We start from the raw sequence: 17,241 nt of genomic DNA, 5'->3' as shown, positions 1-17,241 counted from the left end.
CGATTGTATGGCGTTGCTGCTATTTAGAACCTGTTTAAGGCGGGGCTCTCTAAAGTTCAAGACAGGCAAGAGCAAGAGCCAATCTCCGCTACGCCGCGCGATGACGTGTTTGTGGGTTGCGGGGAGGAAGGCATACCCCAGGGGCTAAAAGCCCATGTTTGTTGGCTTCGTAGAGGCCAAGGCTGAAGCCTTGGCGTACCTAGAAGCAACGGCAAATGCGGGGTTCTTCGCTTCGCTCAGAATGATGGTGTGAAAAGGGAATGGCACTTTTTGCGTTCGTGGTGGTTAGAGGTATAGCAGGGCTATGGGGATGACGACTCCGGCGATCAGGAGGCCGGTGATGAGGGGGCGGTTGCGGCTGTAGCGGTAGGACATGTACAGGCCGGAGAGGGTGGAGAGGAAGAGGCCGATCGAGACCAGAAGGAAGAAGAACTTCAAGGGAAGAGGATTGTGCGACTTAGCTGGGGCGATGGGTGTTTGCGCCTTGTCTGCCTTGTCTGCCTTGTCTGCCTTGTCTGCTTTGTCTGCTTTATCCGCTTTGGGGCCTGCGGCTTGTTGGCCTGGAGGTGGGAGCTTTCTGACCGGGACGGCCATGGTCTGCTTTTTGTGGATCTGAGCGAGGGTAGCGATCCAGGCGGGTGGCTTGTAGGAGCTGCCGCGGGTGGTCTCGTGAAAGCTGAAGGTCTGGAGGGCTCCGGTGAAGGCGAAGAAGAGCAGCGCCGGGGCGATGAAGACGCCCAGATAGAGGTGGGTGTAGCGGGTGTAGTAGAGGAAGATGTGCTTTCGCGACATATCTCCTTTTTATATAAGATTTCGATATAGGACAAGTTCAGTCCTATTTTAGTGTGGTGGTGGAGGGGTGGATGGCGCAGCGAGAGCGAAATGCAGGGGTCTCGCAGCCGCAGCCCCCTACCGCCCGTCATCTCGACTGGATCCTGAGCGAAGTCGAAGGAGTTCGAGATGAATGAGATTGAGTTCGATTTTGGTGAGGTGAAGCGATCTTTTGGATTTTTGAATAGATTTTTGAGGAAAGGATGGCGACTTCGAGATGGTTTGCATCGAAATGAGGAGGAAGTGTGCGCAACTTCATGCTCGGTTAAGCATCAGATAGGTTGACAGTAAGTGACTCAAGGTGAGATTCTGGAACAGTCGCATACGTGAATGGGCCGTGGGCCCGGAATGAGGAATGCTATATGGCAAAGATTATCGGTATTGACCTGGGAACCACGAACTCGTGCGTGGCCGTGATGGAAGGCGGCGAGCCGAAGGTGATTGCGAATGAAGAGGGCGGACGGACGACGCCTTCTGTCGTTGCGTTCACCAAGAGCGGGGAGCGTCTGGTGGGCCAGGTGGCGAAGCGGCAGGCGATCACGAACCCCGAGAACACCGTTTACTCGATCAAGCGTTTTATGGGTCGTCGCGTGAATGAAGTAAACGACGAGATGAAGATGGTGCCCTACAAGGTCGTGGCGCAGGGCGACCATATCGCCGTTGTGGCGCAGGGCAAGGAGTACACCGCGCCTGAGATCTCGGCGATGATTCTGCAGAAGCTGAAGAAGGCTGCTGAGGATTATCTCGGGCAGTCGGTGACGGAGGCCGTGATTACGGTTCCGGCGTACTTCAACGATGCGCAGCGGCAGGCGACCAAGGACGCGGGAAAGATTGCGGGACTCGACGTAAAGCGCATTGTGAACGAGCCGACGGCGGCTGCGCTGGCCTATGGGCTCGACAAGAAGAAGGACGAGACCATTGCCGTGTATGACTTCGGCGGCGGTACGTTCGACGTCTCGATTCTTGAGGTTGGCGAGGGCGTGATCGAGGTGAAGTCGACCAATGGCGATACGCATCTTGGCGGCGACAATCTCGACCAGCGCATAGTGGACTGGCTGATCGCGGAGTTCAAGACGGAGACCGGGCTTGACCTGACCTCGAAGGGCAACGAGATGGCGTTGCAGCGGCTGAAGGATGCTGCGGAGCGCGCGAAGATCGAGCTGTCGACGGCACAGGAGACGGAGATCAATCTGCCGTTCATCACTGCCGACGCGAGCGGGCCGAAGCACCTGGTACGCAAGCTGACGCGGGCGAAGCTGGAGTCGCTGGTGGACGATCTTTTGCAGCGGTCGATTGGGCCGTGCAAGCAGGCGATGAAGGATGCGGGCATCGATGCGAGCAAGATCGACGAAGTGGTTCTGGTCGGCGGTCAGACGCGTATGCCGAAGATTCAGCAGCTGGTGAAGGAGCTGTTCGGCAAGGAGCCCAACAAGGGTGTCAACCCGGACGAAGTGGTTGCCATCGGCGCGGCGGTTCAGGCTGGCGTGCTGGCGGGTGAGGTGAAAGATCTGTTGCTGCTCGACGTGACTCCGCTGACGTTGTCGATTGAGACGATGGGCGGCGTGGCGACTGGCATGATCACACGCAACACCACGATTCCGACGAAGAAGACGGAGACGTTCTCGACGGCAGCCGATAACCAGACCGAGGTCGAAGTGCATGTGCTGCAGGGCGAGCGCCCGATGGCAGCGCAGAACCGGACACTGGGCAAGTTCAAGCTGAGCGGGATTCCGACCGCACCGCGCGGCGTGCCGCAGATCGAGGTGACGTTCGACATCGACGCTAACGGCATTCTGAATGTCACGGCGAAGGACAACGCGACCGGCAAGGACCAGAAGATCACGATTACGAGTTCTTCGGGTCTAAGCAAGGAAGAGGTTGAGCGGATGGCGAAGGACGCCGAGGCTCACGCTGCCGAGGACAAGGAACAGCGCGACGTGGTTGAAGCGCGCAATGGCCTGGACTCGCTGGTGTACAACGTCGAGAAGATGGTGAAGGATGCCGGCGACAAGGTTGCGGAGTCGGACAAGAGCGAGGTCGAAGCAGCTTTGGCTGAGGCGAAGACCACGCTGACCGGATCGCCGAATGCGTCGGACCTGAACGCGGCCAAGGACAAGCTGACGGGCGTAAGCCACAAGCTGGCCGAAGCGATGTACAAGGCTGCCGCTGCCTCTGCACCGACCGATGGCGCGACGGCTGCCGAGGGTGTGCATGAAGAGCCGAAGAAGGACGAAGGCGTCATCGACGCGGAGTATGTCGATGTCGATGAAAAGAAGTAAGGACCGGATGTGGAAAAGTAGCCGGTAATCCATTGAGATGGCTGCTGCGTAACACAAGAGGGGTGTGCCTGCGAGGATGCCCCTCTTGCTTTATCGGACCTGATGGGAATCTTTGACGTGTAGAGTGCGTCTTATTACCAGGAAAGGTGTTGAAGTGGATAGGAACAACGGCAGCAACGAAGATATGTACGCGGATGTGATGTGGCTGGAGAAACTGGAGCTCAATCGATTGCTTGGAGGGAAGGCGATGACCGAGACCATGTGGAGATGCGATCAGGTGAGGGCAGGACAGTTGTACAACCGCATGATGTTCGATACCAAGGCCGAGGCAGAGCAGTTTATGCAGCGGATGCAGCAGATGGAGCCCGACCAGACGTTTTCGATCGAGGCGATTGAAGCCAGCCAGGTCTGGAATTAGAGAGTTTCAGTAAGTTTAGTTAAAGAAAATACGGTAAGCCTGGTTTTAGTTTCAGTGGATAGCAGTGGCGACGGTTGTTCTGGTGGTTGACCAGCGCCGTCGCCATTGTTCGTGTTTGCGGAATTTTGCCAGAGAATTTTGCCAGAGAGGCGACCGAATTTCATGCCGGAAGGAAACGAGATACACCGATGGGCGGAGCGGCACGCGGCGGCGTTCGCCGGAAGGCCGGTGAAGGTTGATGGTCCGCAGGGTCGGTTTACGGATGCGGCGGTGATCGATGGGCGCAAGCTGGTGCGCGTGATGGCGGTCGGCAAGCATCTGGGCTATGACTTTGGCCGAGACCGGATTCTGCATGTGCATCTTGGGTTGCAGGGAGACTTCACGGAGGGCTCGGGGCCGCTGCCTGAGGTTAAGGGAGCGCTGCGGCTGCGGATGTGGAATGCGGCTGCGGTAAAGCGGGCGGCAGAGCCGGGCGTGAGCAAGCGGCATGGCTGGTACTCGGAGGACGATGGCACTGGGCATGTCGCTCCGGAGAAGGTTGCGTGGGTCGAGCTGCGCGGGCCGATGGACTGCTCGGTGTACACGCAGGCGATGTGGGAGAAGCTGCTGAAGCGGCTGGGCCCCGATCCTCTGAACGGCGATGGGCCGGAGAGGGCGATTGAGAGGATTCGCAAGAGCAGGAAGGCGATTGGTGCTTTGCTGATGGATCAGGCTATTGCGGCAGGGATTGGCAATATCTATCGCGCGGAGTTGTTATTTCGCGCAAGGTTGAATCCGTTTACTCCGGGCAACGAGGTGCAGGAGAAGCTGCTGCGGTCGATATGGAAGGATGCGGGGGTTCTGATGAAGGCGGGCATGGTCGACCGGCGTATCGTCACGACCAGGGCTTCAGATCGCCCTCACCGGAAGGGTAAGGTGCTGAAGGAAGAGGCGCACTATGTCTATCGGCGGCAGGGCAGAGAGTGCTTTATGTGCGGGACGAAGATTTTGACGCAGGTGATGGCGGGGCGGAATTTGTTCTGGTGTCCGACATGCCAGGCCGGGAATGAGTAAAGGGAATAAGCAAGAGGAGTAATCAGATTTCGAGGTGCGCGGGGCGCGCGCTGTTGCAGAATGGAAGAGGCTGAAGAGAGATTATGGCGACACAGACAAAAGACTATTACGGCACGCTGGGCGTGAAGAAGACGGCGACGTCGGATGATATCCGCAAGGCGTTCAGGAAAGCTGCGCGCAAATATCATCCGGACGTGAATCCGGGCGATAAGAAGGCTGAGGAGAAGTTTAAAGAGATCTCCGAGGCGAACGATGTTCTGAGCGACGATAAGAAGCGCAAGATCTACGACCAGTTCGGCTTCTACTCCGACAATATCGATCCGGCGGCGGCTGAGGCTGCGGCACGCGGCGGCTATGGCGGCGGCTTTACCGGCGCTCCAGGCGGCGGACGGACGCGGACGAGCGGCGGAGGGGGGCAGGAGGTTCCGTTCGACTTCGGCGGCTTTGATTTTTCGGACTTTCAGGGCGGCGCTCGCGGGGGGCAGCAGGAGTCGGCTGGCGGATTTGGCGGCAGCTTCAAGGACATCTTCAGCGGGATGTTCACCGGCGGCGGACAGAAGGCGCAGCAGCGCGGGCCACAGCCTGGGACTGATCTTGAGTATCAGGTCAGCATCGATTTCTGGACGGCGGTACGCGGCGGTGTGACGCGGCTGGAGATTCAGCGGCAGGAGGCCTGCCCGACGTGCAAAGGCAAGTCGACGACCGGCGGCAGCATCGAATGCCCGGAGTGCCACGGCAGCGGGCAGGTGACGCAGATGGGCGGGCGGATGAAGTTCAACATCCAGTGCCCGCAGTGCGGCGGCACAGGCAAGATACAAAATGTATGCAAGACCTGCGACGGCGGCGGTGTTGTGATCAAGCGCGAGCCGCTGGAGTTTCGCATCAAGCCGGGAACGCGGGACGGCCAGAGGATACGGCTGGCGGGCAAAGGCAATGCCGGGATGCATGGCGGTTCTGCAGGCGACCTGTTTCTGATCATCAAGGCGGGGACGCATCCGGTCTTCAGCCGCAACGGCGACGATATTTATGTCACCGTACCGGTTACAGTCACGGAGGCCGCGCTGGGCGCGAAGATCGAGGTGCCTACGATTGACGGGCGGACGCAGTTGAAGATTCCTCCGGGGACGCAGGCGGGGCAGAAGCTGCGGCTGCGTGAGAAGGGCGTGCAGAGCGCGGCTCGCGAAGGTACGCGCGGCGACCAGATCGTGGAAGTAAAGGTCGTGGTGCCGAAGGTGCAGGATGAGCGCAGCAAGGAGATTCTGCGGGAGCTGTCCAAGCTGAATCCGGACGATCCGCGGGATGGTTTGTTTGCGGATGTTTGACGCAAGTTGCGGGTTGGATTGAGGAGATGGAGATGACGAAGGCGTTCAAGGTTGGAGACCATGTTGAATGGAACTCGGAGGCTGGCAGAGTGCGCGGCGTCATCAAGAAAAAGCTTGTCTCCAACGTGACCGTTGCAGGGTATGTGCATCATGCCTCGCAAGAGGAGCCGCAATACATGATTGCCAGTGACAAGACCGATCATGTGGCGATTCACAAGGGAACAGCGCTGAAGCATATCAGCGCAGCCGTAAAGACCGCATCGAAGAAGCGTGCGAAGAACTAGATCTTCGAGAGTAGAGCGATTGCGAGGTTGATGAGATGGTGACGAAGCGGAAGAGCAAGGGCGCGTACATGATTTCGTCGGTGGCGGAGATGTATGAGATCCATCCGCAGACGCTGCGTCTGTATGAGCGGGAGGGATTGCTGCGGCCTTCGCGCAGTGAGGGCAATACGCGGCTCTATACCGACGAGGACCTGGAGCGGCTGGAGTTCATCCTGAACCTGGCACGCGATCTGGGTGTGAATATTGCCGGTATCGCCATCGTGCTGCAGATGCGCGAGCGCATGGAGGAGATGAACCGCCAGATGCAGGGTTTCGTCGATTACGTGCGGACGGAGATGCTGACGCGGATGCAGCAGCAACAGGACCCGGGATCGGGGCTGATACCCATGCGGCGTCCTATGGTGGTTCCGGTGAAGGTGGTCTCGGTGAAGACAGTTTCGGTGAAGAAGGCGGGGAAGAAGAAGTAGTTCTGCCGAATTGCGATAAGCTCTCGAGCTGCGGTGCGATAAACTTGAAGACTGCGTGTTAATCAGGGTTTCGCAAGGGTGAGATGAGTCTTCTGCTTCATATCTTGTTTTGGGTCGCGCTGGTCGGCTCGGTGACTTCGACGATCTACTGCCTGATGGTGATTGCGGCGGCGGCGCGCTTTGGTGTGCGCAAGCGGCGGGAAGATGCCGCCGAGACTACGTTTCTGCCTCCATTGAGCGTGTTGAAGCCGCTGCATGGGACGGAGCCGGGGATGGAGCGCAACCTCGAAACATTTTTTCAGCAGGACTATCCCGAGTTCGAGCTTTTGTTCTGTGCTCGGCATGACACCGACGAGGGGCTACGGCTGGCGCGACGGGTGGCCGAGCGCTATCCCCATGTCGATGCGAAGTTTGTGACCTGCGGGGAGCCGCAACCCAAGTTTCATAATGCGAAGGTGTACTCGCTGGCCAAGCTGGATTCGGTGGCACGGCATGAGCTGTATATCACCAGCGATGCCGATGTGCGGGTGACGCGGGACTATCTGCGGCGGATGGTGCAGAACCTTAAGGACCCGCATGTCGGGCTGGCTTCGTGCGTGTATCTGGGGACGGTGGATGGCGGGGCTTCGGCTGGGTTTTCGGCGCAATTGGACGCGGTGGGCAAGAGTGTGGAGATGACCTCGGGCGTTCTGGTGGCGGACATGCTGGAGGGAACGAAGTTCGCCCTGGGCGCGACCATGGCGGTGCGCAAGAGGTCGTTTCAGGAGGTGGGCGGCTTCGAGGAGCTGGGGCAGTTTTATGCCGATGACTTTGTGCTGGGCAACCGGCTGGCGGCAAAGGGAACCGGCGTGCAGATGGCGACGCACGTGATCCGTTTAATGGTGCAGGACACGCCGTTCGGGCTGTCGTTTCGCAACCAGTTGCGCTGGATGCAGAGCACGCGGCGGTCGCGTCCGTGGGGGCATCTGGGCAGCGGGTTGACGTTTGCCATGCCGTTTGGGCTGCTGGGGCTGGTGTGGGGGCTGTTGAGCGGCCATGCGCTGGTGGGAGTGTTGTGGCTCTCGTGGATGGTGGTGCAGCGGTGGATGCAGGCAGGGTCGATTTTGCGGGTGATGGGCGACCCGGACTGGGTGCGGGGAACGATGCTGTATCCCATACGGGATTTGCTGGGAAGTATTCTGTGGCTGGGAAGCTACGGCGGGGACCGATTTTATTATCGCGGGAAGATTTACCGGCTGAAGGACGGGGGCAAGGTGGAGGCTCCGGAGTAGTTTTTGTCAGGTCGCTAAGATCGTCGTTGCCATCTGCCGATAAATGGAGGATGGAGTCGCAGGAACGCCGAAAGGAAGCGCGCTATCTCTGCTTTGGGCAGGTGAAGCTGAATCGGATACCCGGCATTGTCCGGTCGGGCCGAATTATTGACCTGAGCCGCGGCGGATGCCTGGTTGAGATACGGTTGCCGGTCTATGTCTCGCAGGGTTGTTCGATTGAGCTGGCCGTGCAGATGAAGGGGATCGCTTTGCGCGTGTTGGGCAATGTCGCGTTTGTCGACAGGTCGCGGCCGGGACTGATCGGAATCTCCTTTGTGAGATTGAGCGAGCGCGGGCAGGTGCAGCTAGCGGAACTGGTGAGCGAACTTGGGCTGACTCCGGCGCGCAATCGGAACCGTCTGCCGCTGCGCAGGCGGCGGATCTGGTAGAGCGCTAGCGATTGGTGAGGATGGTCTTGCCTCCGGCAGCGGCGAGGGTGTGGACCGGCGCGAACGGGGTCAAGTCCTTGATGCGGGCTGCGGGCTTGTAGGTGAAGAGAAAGACACGCTGAGGGCTCGCCCAGAGCTGACGGAGGGTGGCTTCGGTCTCGAAGATGTGAGGGGCGTCGGGCCAGAAGCTGCCGTACCAGAGGCCGTTGACGCGGCCATTGACGAGATGGACCTGATGCCGGGTGTAGAAGACCAGGGCTGAGCCTGAGGTCAGCTCGCCGTCCAGAATGATGAGGTCGTTGGAGGTGGGGTGGTCCGCGTTGATGGCTTCGGCGAGGTCCTTTGAGCCGAGGATGGGGTAGAAGCGGGCGAGGCCGACGTGCGCGGCCAGAAGCGTGACGATCATGGCGGCGGCGAGGGTGAGGTTGGCGGCGTAGGCGCGTGCGCTGCGGCGCAGCAGGTAGCTGCCGAGGCCGATGGCGATCATGCTGACGGCTACCGCGATCAGAGGGCCGCGGAAGAGGCCCATGGCAGCTCCGGTGAGGTCGAAGATGTGGCCGAGGGAGAGGTTGTAGAAACGGGGGTTGGCGGCGAGCAGGGAGGCGATATCGGTGCCGGGAGCCGGGTGGGGCGCGGTGATGGCGAAGTAGCCGCAGACGATGGCGGCGGAAGTGGCGAAGGGCAGCAAGAAGTAGAGGGACCAGTTGAGGGCGCTGTCGCGTGCCCTGGTGCCTTGCGGAGAAAGACGAAACGCAGGGTTCTCTCCACTTCGCTTCGCTTCGGTCGAGATGACATTGTTTTGGGGTATTGCGGGGATGGCAGCATGGGCGTCGGCGCGGGCGAGCAGGGCGGCGGCCATGAGCGCGAGGGCGGGCAGAGCGGGGAGGCCGTAGTACTCCTGCCGGCTGGAGAGGGTGAAGAAGCCGAGGACTACCAGAGGCCAGAGCAGGAGCGACAAGGCGGCTTCGTGCTGGCGTGCCGAGCCAGTAGTTTTGTTGCGGAGATTGCGGATGTGATCGGCCATGGCGCTGGGAAGGAAGGCGGCCCAGGGCATGATCCAGATGGCGGTGAGCAGCCAGAAGAGGGGAATGGGAACCTGTCCGTAGTCGTGGGGGATGCGGCGGCCGAGGAAGCGCGCGATGTGCTCATTGTAGAGATAGAACCAGGCCCAGCCTCCGGTAGCGGGCAGGCCGAGGCCGGCGGGGAGTGCTATAGGCGGGGTGCGCAGGGCGGCGAGGATGTGCCACGGAGCGGCGATGGCGAGGAAGACAGCGGTACTCGAAAGGAGGTGGAAGCGGGGGAGGAGACGCAGCTGTTTTGTGAAGGCGAGGTAGAGGAGGACGAAGGCTACGGGGAAGACGAGGCCGATCAGTCCCTTGGTGAGGACGTTCAGGGCCATGACTGCGGCGAAGGCCAGGCAGGGAAGGAGGGGGGATTTTGTGGCTGAAAACCCATGTCCCAAAAGCGGGACATGGGGCACCCGGCTTTGAGGCTGATTTTGGGATGTTCCCTTGATGCGATCGAGGGCGATCAAGAAGAGGTGGACGGCGAGCGTCATCCACAGGGCGAGCAGGATGTCTGGGATGTAGAAGCGGGTGTAGAGATAGGGGCCGATGCTGGTGGCCATGGCGAGCGCGGCGTAGAAGCCTCCGCGGTCGGGATGGGCCGCGGGAGAGATCTCGGCGAAGAGGCGGATGCCCAGGGCGTAGACCGCCAGCAGAAGGGCGAGAACGGCGAGGGCCAGGGGGAGACGGGCGGCCCAGTCCTTTGTTCCAAAGACCGCCATCGAGGAAGAAGCCATCCAGTACAGGAGGGGTGGCTTGTCGAAGAAGCGGATGCCGTTGACGTAAGGAGTGACGAAGTCATGGCGGCGGAGCATCTCGCGCGCGATCTCGATGTAGATGGAGTCGACGTCGTCGAGCAGGCCGGGGGTGAAGAGGCCGCCGATCTGGAGGATGAGCCAGGCGACGGTGAGGATGGCGATGGAGCGGGGGCTCCAGCGGCGGGTGGTGGCGGGTTGGGTAATGACTTTGCTCACTGGTGCTGTGGGTTATGGCGGATTGGGTCGTCCGAGGTGATTTGGTGGGAGCGGTTCGCGCTTTGCACGAAGGCCCATGTCCCAGAAGCGGGACATGGGGCACCCGGTTTATGGGTGGTTTTGAAGACTTGGCTGGTTGAGGGGACGGTCGGTGTAGAGGGCTTTGCCGGAGGTCTCCTGCAGAAGGATTTTGTTGTTGCCGAGAAGCTGGTCGACGATGTCGCGCTTTTCGAGGGGGACGAAGAGGAGCTTGCGGTCTCCCGTGCCCCAGATCTTGAGCAGGTCGGCGTTGCTGAGAAAAATGTGCGGCGCGTCGGGGAAGTAGGAGCCGAAGAGCATGGAGGTGGAGCGGCCTTCGACGAGATCGACCTGGCGGCCGAGGTAGAAGGGGATGGAGGAGCCGTAGGCCTGGTCGCCGTACAGAAGGACGGTGTTGTCGCGGGAGATGGCTCCGGTGGCTTCGAGGGTTTGGATCTTGTCGGCGACTTTTTTTGACGAGAGCATAGGCGCGAAGCGAACGAAAGCGATGTGCGCGGCGATGAGGAAGACGGTCGAGGTAAGGGCGAGGGCTGTGGTTGCGGCGAGGTGACGCTTTTTGGCGCGCAGCATCCACGCGATCGACGGGCCGAAGCAGAAGGTAATGGCGGCGAGGCCTGCGGGCAGGCGCAGCGCGGCGAACGAGGCGTCGGTGAGGTCGAAGAAGTGCGACATGGAGAGGGTGTAGTTGCCGACGTCGCGGTGGGCGAGGACGTCTCCGATGTCGGGGATGAAGGCGAGGTGGCGCGAGCTCCAGAGGCCGTAGGCGAGGGTGGCGGCGACGGCGAAGCCGATGAGCATGAAGGCGAGGTGGGCGAGGATGATCCAGAGGCGCGAGGAGGCGTCGGTGTCGAAGGTGTCTTCTGCGCGGCTAAGAGAGGCCGCGAGCAGGACGAGCAGCGCCAGGTAGGCGGGGAAGGTGTAGTACTCCTGATTGGTGGAGACGGAGAAGAAGAGCAGCACCAGCGCCGCGTAGAGAGAGAGCAGAAGCGTGGTGCGGTGGGCGAAGGTTTGCGATGCAGGGTCGAGCAGCGGCAGACCGGCGCGGTGGCGGCGGCGCAGGTATTGAAACGGCAGAACGAAGGCGAAGGCGAGCACGAGGAACTCGACGTATTCGAGATGAAGCTTTTGCTGGATGACGAGGGCGACCACAATCAGCAGCAGATCGCTGATGGTTCCTGCAATGTTGAAGGATCGGCGGCGCTTTTTGTCGAGGTCGCGGCTGCGGCGCAGGGCGCGGAAGATGGGGAGGGCGGCGAGCGGAGCGAAGAGGCTCCAGGGAAAGAGCCAGACGATGTGCAGCGACCAGAAGAGGTAGCCGGGAAGCTTGTTGTAGTCCTTGGGGAAGCGCTTGCCGAGGAAGCGGAGGAAGTGCTCGTTGACGAAGTAGAACCAGAAAAAGCCGTGGCCGTTCATGCCGTTGGTGTTGCGCAGGCCCGCGAGGATGTGCCACGGTGCGGCGATGGCGAGGAAGAGGATGGTTCCGGTGAGAGGTTTGAGGGCGCGCCAGTTTTTGTATTCGCCGGTGAGCGCGAGATAGACGATGGCGGTGCCGAGCAGGAAGACGATGGCTACGAGGCCCTTGGTGAGGACGGCGAGGGCGAGCGAGGCCCACATGATGTAGGCATAGGTGGCGGGGGAGAAAGTGCGGTTCGCGCTTCGCACAAATGCCCACGTCCCAGAGGCGGGACGTGGGGCACCCGGGTTTGTGGCGCTATCGGCTTCCAGGGCGCGGAGCATGCAGTAGAGGGAGATGCTGAGGAAGAGAGTCAGCAGGACTTCGGGGATGTAGATGCGGGTGAAGAGGAAGACGCCGATGGAGGTGAGGATGGCGAGACCGCTGTAGAAGCCGGTGCGGTTGCCGAAGGCACGACTGGCCCAATAGAAGCCAAGCAAAGCGAGCAGGAGCACACCGATGGCTTCGGGGAAGTGGGCGGCGAAGGTATTGAAGCCGAAGATGCGGAAGCTGGCAGCGTCGAGCCAGTAGGGTAGTGGCGCTTTTTCGAGGTAGCGGATGCCGTTGACGTGCAGGGTGACGAAGTCGCCGGTGAGGGCGATATGGCGGGCTGCGTTGGCGTGGGTGGCGTCGGCGTCGTCGAGCAGCGGCGGGGCGAAGAGCGCGGCGAAGAAGATGACCAGCCAGAGGCCGAGCAGGATGACGACGGCGATAGAGCGGCGGGGAGCATCCGCGGGCTGCATGGAAGAATAGGCTGGCGCTGCGGAGAGAGTCTGGTTGGTCTGGTTGGTCATTGGAATTTTAGGTGCCTCTGTAAGCATAATTGCTGCGCGCAGGAAGGCTGGGGCAAAGATGAAATACAGGGCCTCTCCACTGCGCTTCGCTCCGTTTGAGATGACCTGATTTGGGGGGAGTGCGAGAGGAGAAGAAGTGCGGGGATGTATCTTGCTTGTGTTGGGTGATTTTGGGTTTGAGGTGTGTGAAGAGCGATGCCTACGTTTGCAGCGGTTGATATTGGGTCGAATTCGTGCCGGTTGAAGATTGCCTCGGTGCAGGCGCATCGGCTGAAGACGCTGCACGAAGACCGTGAGGTGACGCGCCTGGGGGAGAGCGTGTTTCAGACAGGGGCGATCTCGCCGGAGGCGATGTCGGTGACGATTCGCGCGCTGAAGCGGTTCTACAAGGCGGTGCAGCTTCATGCGGTGGACAAGGTTCGCGTGGTGGCGACGAGCGCGACGCGCGATGCGCGGAATGCCGATGCATTTACGGAGTGGGTGAAGTCGGCGACGGGATGGAATGTGGAGGTGATCTCGGGACTGGAAGAGGGGCGGCTGATTCATCTCGGCGTGGTGACGCACGAGGCGGGCGCGAAGGGGAAGTGTCTGCTGATCGATCTGGGCGGCGGAAGCTGTGAGGTGACGGTGTCCGACGGTGGGCGGATCAAGTCGATGGTGAGCCTTTCGCTGGGCGCGGTGCGGCTGCAGCAGGAGTTTTTGCCGACCGATCCTCCGGCGAAGGAGGATGTGGCGCGGTTGAAGCAATATATCGACCGCGAGTTGAAGCGTGGAGAGAAGAAGCTGGGGGCTCCGCGGGTGGCGTTGGTAATTGCCACCTCGGGGACGGCGGCGGCACTGGCCGAGGCCAGCGTGGCCATGGCGAAGAAGCTTCCGGTGAAGAAGTCGGCTCCGAAGAAGTTTGTGCGGCTGAAGCCGAATGAGGCGGCCACCGCCGACGTAAGAACGCTGGCGGACAAGCTGCTGAAGATGAATAACGCTCAGCGCGCTGTGGTGCCGGGGATTGGGCCGCGACGGTCGGAGATTATCGTTGGCGGTGCGCTGGTGTATGCGAGCCTGCTGGAGCGGATGGGGCTGAAGGGGTTTCGCTACTCTCCGCTGGGGCTGCGGGATGGAATTCTGGCGCAGATGCTGGCGGAATCGGACCTGCGGACCTCGGTGCATCAGAAGATCGAGAACGAGCGCTGGACAGGCGTGTTGGAGGTATGCCGGAGGTACGGGGTTCAACTGAAGAATGTCGAGCCGGTGCGGGAGCATGTGGTGCAACTGTTCGACTCACTGGCGCGGGTGCATGAGTTGCCTGAGGAGTACAGGTTGTGGCTGGAGTCGGCGGCGATGATGAACGATGTCGGCAAATTTATGAACCACCAGGGGCACTACCGGCATACGCAGTACATCATTGCCAACTCGGAGATCTTTGGGTTCTCGCCGGAGCAGCGTGCCATCGTGAGCGCAATTGCGCGGTATCTGGGCAAGACGCGGCCGGACACGACCGACAGGCCGATGCGGACGGTGCCGATGGAAGAGCATGACCATGTCAGGCGAGCGGTGGTTTTGCTGCGGCTGGCGGTGGCTTTGAATCAGGACAGGGCGAGCGCCGTGGTGCGGATGAGGGTGCACGTCTATCCGAAGCGTGTGGTGCTGGCGCTGGTTCCGGGGCGTGGTGGAGCGGAGCTTGAAGCGTGGTCGCTGCGGAAGGAAGCAGATTATTTTCGCGAGGTCTTTCGCCGCGAGCTCTTGGTTGAAGTGGCGTAGAGGGCGCGGACGGTGCGCGGGTCGAGCAGCCACTGGAGCGTCGCTGGGCCACGGGCGAGCGAGAGGCGGGCGAGGGAGCCTTTGCGCAGGCGCACCTGCGCGGTGGCGTGGGTGGACGCCGGTACGAGCAGTGAGCCCAGGAAGGTGTTGATGTTGGGGTTGTGGCCGACGAGGAGGACGTTTTCGCGGTCGCGGCACTCGTGCAGGAGATGCTGGAAGTCGCGGGTGGTGGCCTCGGGGGAGAGCGCCTTGGAGACCTGGATGGGGGATTCGTAGCCGGTCTCGGTGCCGACCAGAGAGGCGGTCTGCAGACTACGCTTGAGGTTGCTCGAGACGATGAGGTCGAACTGGATATTCAACGCGTTCAGGACGTGGGCGAGCTGAAGGCAATGGCGTTTGCCGTCTTTATCGAGAGGGCGTTTGACGTCTAGAAGCGGATTGGCGCGGCGGGTTCCAGCGCTCGCATGGCGGAGGATGAAGAGGTTCATAGGTCTTATTTTCATGGTTAGTTTACTGAAGGAAGCAATTGGTGATGATTACAGCACGATGAATGTGGCAGTTATGGTTTTGGGGTAGAAGGTTTTGCGGGGTCGTGGTGGTAGACCCCGGGATCCGGTTCGTCCAGGGACGGGCTGACAGGCTCAGGATCGGGGATGGGGTCCTCGACTTGGTGTGGGATGGGATCGGGCTGAGACGTGCTCATAAGGAATTAGATGCTCACGGCGAGGCGTGCGGCTAGACGCGCAAGTGCGGTACCCGCGGTTGAGATCGCAGGAAGCGCTGTGGCCCGCACCAGATGGCGATGCTGGGACAGCGAGACGTAAGCAAATTGTCGGCAGATGCAATGGAGAGAATCAAGTCGCTGAGCTGGCCCTGTCATTTGAACAGGACCGGCCAGTGAGTTATCGCGATAAAACTACCGCAGGTGCTGCCAGGCGTCGTAGGTGAAGAGGCCGACGATGCCGATGGTCGCCAGAGCAGCCGCGTAGCCGAACAGATTGACCATGGGTCTGATCTTGTTGACCTTGCGGATGATCTCAGTTTGTTCATCCTGCTCGTTGGAGTGATTGTCTCCGAGGAAGAGTTGGTCCTCCTCGTAACGGGTTAGCTGGCCGCGATAGGCGAGCAGCGCCAGGAAACAGGCCGCGATGACGGCCCAGACGATGAGCAAAACAGGTAGGTAGCTCATGGCTATTTCCTCCGCCCTTTGAGAAGGGGTCCGGTTGAGGGAGACCTCGGTGTACGGGGCGGGTCCGGTTGGGGGCTCGGAGGGTAGCACTGAGGCATCCGAGGGCATCATACGCCCGAATCGGAAAGAGAGCGCAAGATTTTTCGTGGTCGAGCTTAGGCTGGATTTAGTGGTGGAAGGCCAGGCGAAGAACGACGATTGCGACCGTCGCGACCACCGCGATGACCAGGAGGAGCATGATGGCGATGAACCACGCGGTGCGGCGCTCGTCCTTGGGCGATGGCTGGGTGATGCCAAAGGTGTTGATGAAGGCATTCGACAGGAAAAGCAGCGGGCGCATGGTGATTGGATGATACTGCAGGGGCAGGAGAACCGACTTTTATGCATCCGGCGTGCCCTGTGCGCATCTTATTGGGAGGCGCACCTGCGGCACTGACAGCCGGCGCGACTGTGGAGTAGACTAGTAATCAAGGAGATTTGCCCGATGTCCACTGCAACCGTTACCCCTTCTGCTGAAGTCGTTACTGGAGCGCCTACTTCCAATGCGCCGGTGAATCTGACACCTTCCGCTATCACGAAGGTGAAGGAGATCATGTCGACACAGGATCCCGTCCCGGCCGGGCTGCGGATCGGTGTGGTTGGCGGCGGATGTTCGGGTTTCCAGTATTCGATGTCGTTCGAGAACCAGAGCGGCATGATGGACAAGGTCTATAAGTTTGACGATCTCAAGGTGTTTGTCGACGCTACTTCGGCGGCCTATCTTAACAACTGCCAGGTGGACTATGTGGAGACGCTTGAGGCCGCTGGATTCAAGTTCGAGAACGCCGCGGTGAAGAGCACCTGCGGTTGCGGTTCTTCTTTCAGCGTTTAGTTAGAGCCTTCAGCATTTCGTTTCAGTTTGTTGGTGGACGCACGGCCCCGGCTTCGACCGGGGCTTTTTGCTGCTTTAGGGCAGCTTGATTTGTAGAGCGCGCAGTAGAAATTCGGTCAGGAACTTCGTGTCGTCTTCGGTCGAGCGGCCTTCGGTGTAGATTCTGCGCTCGCTGCTGCCGCGGATTGTGTCCATGATCGCCCAGGCTGCGCCGAGGAAGTCCTGCTCGGGAATCTCGCCGGATTTTGCGCCTTCGGTGAAGATCGACTGGAGGTAGAGCACGGTCTCCCTTTGCCATGCGATGCTGCGTTTGCGGTGCTGGCCTTCGCGGCTGAGGCTGAGGATGACGCCGTAGAGCGATTGCTGCTCGTCCCAGAAGGCGACGCGGACGCGGAGGAATGCCGCAATCTTGCCTGCAATGGTCGACTCTTTCCGCACCTGCTCCTCGGTCAGCGCGGCCAGTTCGACGAGCGCCTGGCGGACGGTCGCCTGGTAGATCGCGTCCTTGGAGTTGAAGTAGAGATAGAGCGTTCCCTTAGCCAGCCGGGCGGCTTTGGCGATGTCCTCCATGCGCGTCGCCTCGAAGCCTTTGTTGCCAAAGACCTTGGTCGCCGCGGCGAGGATCTCCGAACGGCGGAACTCGGCGACGATCTTTTGTTTTCGGTCTGCGACTCGCGGCATGGGTGGGCTCTCAGAAGTTCTTCACAAGCATAAACGTGCATCGTAATGACTCATCGGTCATCTAAAAT

At 60.6% G+C, this 17,241-nt stretch carries 17 protein-coding genes; 10 read left to right on the top strand and 7 right to left on the bottom strand.

Annotated elements, in window-relative coordinates:
• Positions 1-285: 285 nt before the first annotated feature.
• On the bottom strand, positions 286-792 hold the full coding sequence (locus tag VMU57_RS03050) for a PepSY domain-containing protein (protein ID WP_325380657.1): 507 nt from the start codon (positions 790-792) through the stop codon (positions 286-288).
• Between the two features lie 401 nt (positions 793-1,193).
• On the opposite strand from VMU57_RS03050, the gene dnaK reads away from it, so the two are divergent.
• From dnaK to VMU57_RS03010, 8 genes are all read left to right on the top strand, one after another.
• On the top strand, positions 1,194-3,110 hold the full coding sequence (dnaK, locus tag VMU57_RS03045; RefSeq protein ID WP_325380655.1) for a molecular chaperone DnaK: 1,917 nt from the start codon (positions 1,194-1,196) through the stop codon (positions 3,108-3,110).
• Positions 3,111-3,264: 154 nt separating this feature from the next.
• Positions 3,265-3,528: a hypothetical protein gene (locus VMU57_RS03040; protein ID WP_325380653.1), complete on the top strand. Its 264-nt coding sequence runs from the start codon at positions 3,265-3,267 to the stop codon at positions 3,526-3,528.
• Between the two features lie 162 nt (positions 3,529-3,690).
• Positions 3,691-4,581, top strand: coding sequence for an Fpg/Nei family DNA glycosylase (locus tag VMU57_RS03035; RefSeq protein ID WP_325380651.1), 891 nt, complete (start codon positions 3,691-3,693; stop codon positions 4,579-4,581).
• Positions 4,582-4,664: 83 nt separating this feature from the next.
• A complete protein-coding gene (locus VMU57_RS03030) occupies positions 4,665-5,903 on the top strand; it encodes a J domain-containing protein (protein ID WP_325380649.1) in 1,239 nt (412 codons plus the stop codon).
• Between the two features lie 32 nt (positions 5,904-5,935).
• Positions 5,936-6,187 (top strand): DUF2945 domain-containing protein, encoded by a 252-nt coding sequence (locus tag VMU57_RS03025; RefSeq protein WP_325380647.1) that lies wholly within the window; start codon positions 5,936-5,938, stop codon positions 6,185-6,187.
• Between the two features lie 35 nt (positions 6,188-6,222).
• Entirely contained in the window at positions 6,223-6,654 is a 432-nt protein-coding gene (locus VMU57_RS03020; protein WP_325380645.1) for a helix-turn-helix transcriptional regulator, read from the top strand.
• An 83-nt stretch (positions 6,655-6,737) separates the two neighbouring features.
• On the top strand, positions 6,738-7,925 hold the full coding sequence (locus tag VMU57_RS03015; RefSeq protein ID WP_325380643.1) for a glycosyltransferase: 1,188 nt from the start codon (positions 6,738-6,740) through the stop codon (positions 7,923-7,925).
• Between the two features lie 50 nt (positions 7,926-7,975).
• Entirely contained in the window at positions 7,976-8,353 is a 378-nt protein-coding gene (locus VMU57_RS03010; RefSeq protein ID WP_325380641.1) for a PilZ domain-containing protein, read from the top strand.
• A 4-nt stretch (positions 8,354-8,357) separates the two neighbouring features.
• On the opposite strand, the gene VMU57_RS03005 is transcribed toward VMU57_RS03010, so the two are convergent.
• Both VMU57_RS03005 and VMU57_RS03000 read right to left on the bottom strand, forming a co-directional pair.
• Positions 8,358-10,232 (bottom strand): ArnT family glycosyltransferase, encoded by a 1,875-nt coding sequence (locus VMU57_RS03005; protein ID WP_414648602.1) that lies wholly within the window; start codon positions 10,230-10,232, stop codon positions 8,358-8,360.
• Positions 10,233-10,499: 267 nt separating this feature from the next.
• On the bottom strand, positions 10,500-12,677 hold the full coding sequence (locus tag VMU57_RS03000) for an ArnT family glycosyltransferase (RefSeq protein WP_325380637.1): 2,178 nt from the start codon (positions 12,675-12,677) through the stop codon (positions 10,500-10,502).
• 195 nt (positions 12,678-12,872) lie between these two features.
• On the opposite strand from VMU57_RS03000, the gene VMU57_RS02995 reads away from it, so the two are divergent.
• On the top strand, positions 12,873-14,432 hold the full coding sequence (locus tag VMU57_RS02995) for a Ppx/GppA phosphatase family protein (RefSeq protein ID WP_325380635.1): 1,560 nt from the start codon (positions 12,873-12,875) through the stop codon (positions 14,430-14,432).
• Here the strand turns inward: VMU57_RS02995 and VMU57_RS02990 are convergent.
• The 3 genes from VMU57_RS02990 to VMU57_RS02980 all read right to left on the bottom strand — a co-directional run bounded on the left by VMU57_RS02990 (position 14,384) and on the right by VMU57_RS02980 (position 15,961).
• Positions 14,384-14,920, bottom strand: a complete 537-nt coding sequence (locus VMU57_RS02990) for a SixA phosphatase family protein (protein WP_325380659.1) — start codon at positions 14,918-14,920, stop codon at positions 14,384-14,386. The genes VMU57_RS02995 and VMU57_RS02990 overlap by 49 nt on opposite strands.
• A gap of 428 nt (positions 14,921-15,348) precedes the next feature.
• Positions 15,349-15,621: a hypothetical protein gene (locus VMU57_RS02985; protein WP_325380633.1), complete on the bottom strand. Its 273-nt coding sequence runs from the start codon at positions 15,619-15,621 to the stop codon at positions 15,349-15,351.
• Between the two features lie 166 nt (positions 15,622-15,787).
• Positions 15,788-15,961, bottom strand: a complete 174-nt coding sequence (locus tag VMU57_RS02980) for a hypothetical protein (protein ID WP_325380631.1) — start codon at positions 15,959-15,961, stop codon at positions 15,788-15,790.
• Positions 15,962-16,105: 144 nt separating this feature from the next.
• Here VMU57_RS02980 and VMU57_RS02975 point away from each other — a divergent pair, with 144 nt between their 5' ends.
• Positions 16,106-16,492 carry an iron-sulfur cluster assembly accessory protein gene (locus VMU57_RS02975; RefSeq protein WP_325380629.1) on the top strand — a complete coding sequence of 129 codons (387 nt, stop codon included), beginning with the start codon at positions 16,106-16,108 and terminating at the stop codon, positions 16,490-16,492.
• Between the two features lie 75 nt (positions 16,493-16,567).
• Here the strand turns inward: VMU57_RS02975 and VMU57_RS02970 are convergent, their stop codons facing one another.
• The gene (locus VMU57_RS02970; RefSeq protein ID WP_325380627.1) at positions 16,568-17,173 is read right to left on the bottom strand and encodes a TetR/AcrR family transcriptional regulator; all 606 of its coding nucleotides are present in this window, start codon (positions 17,171-17,173) and stop codon (positions 16,568-16,570) included.
• Between the last annotated feature and the right edge of the window lie 68 nt (positions 17,174-17,241).

The sequence above is a fragment of the Edaphobacter sp. genome, assembly GCF_035532915.1.
In the GTDB taxonomy this organism is placed as follows: domain Bacteria; phylum Acidobacteriota; class Terriglobia; order Terriglobales; family Acidobacteriaceae; genus Edaphobacter.
The sequence above is the reverse complement of the archived record's forward strand: the minus strand, read 5'-3'. Positions and strand labels throughout refer to the sequence as shown.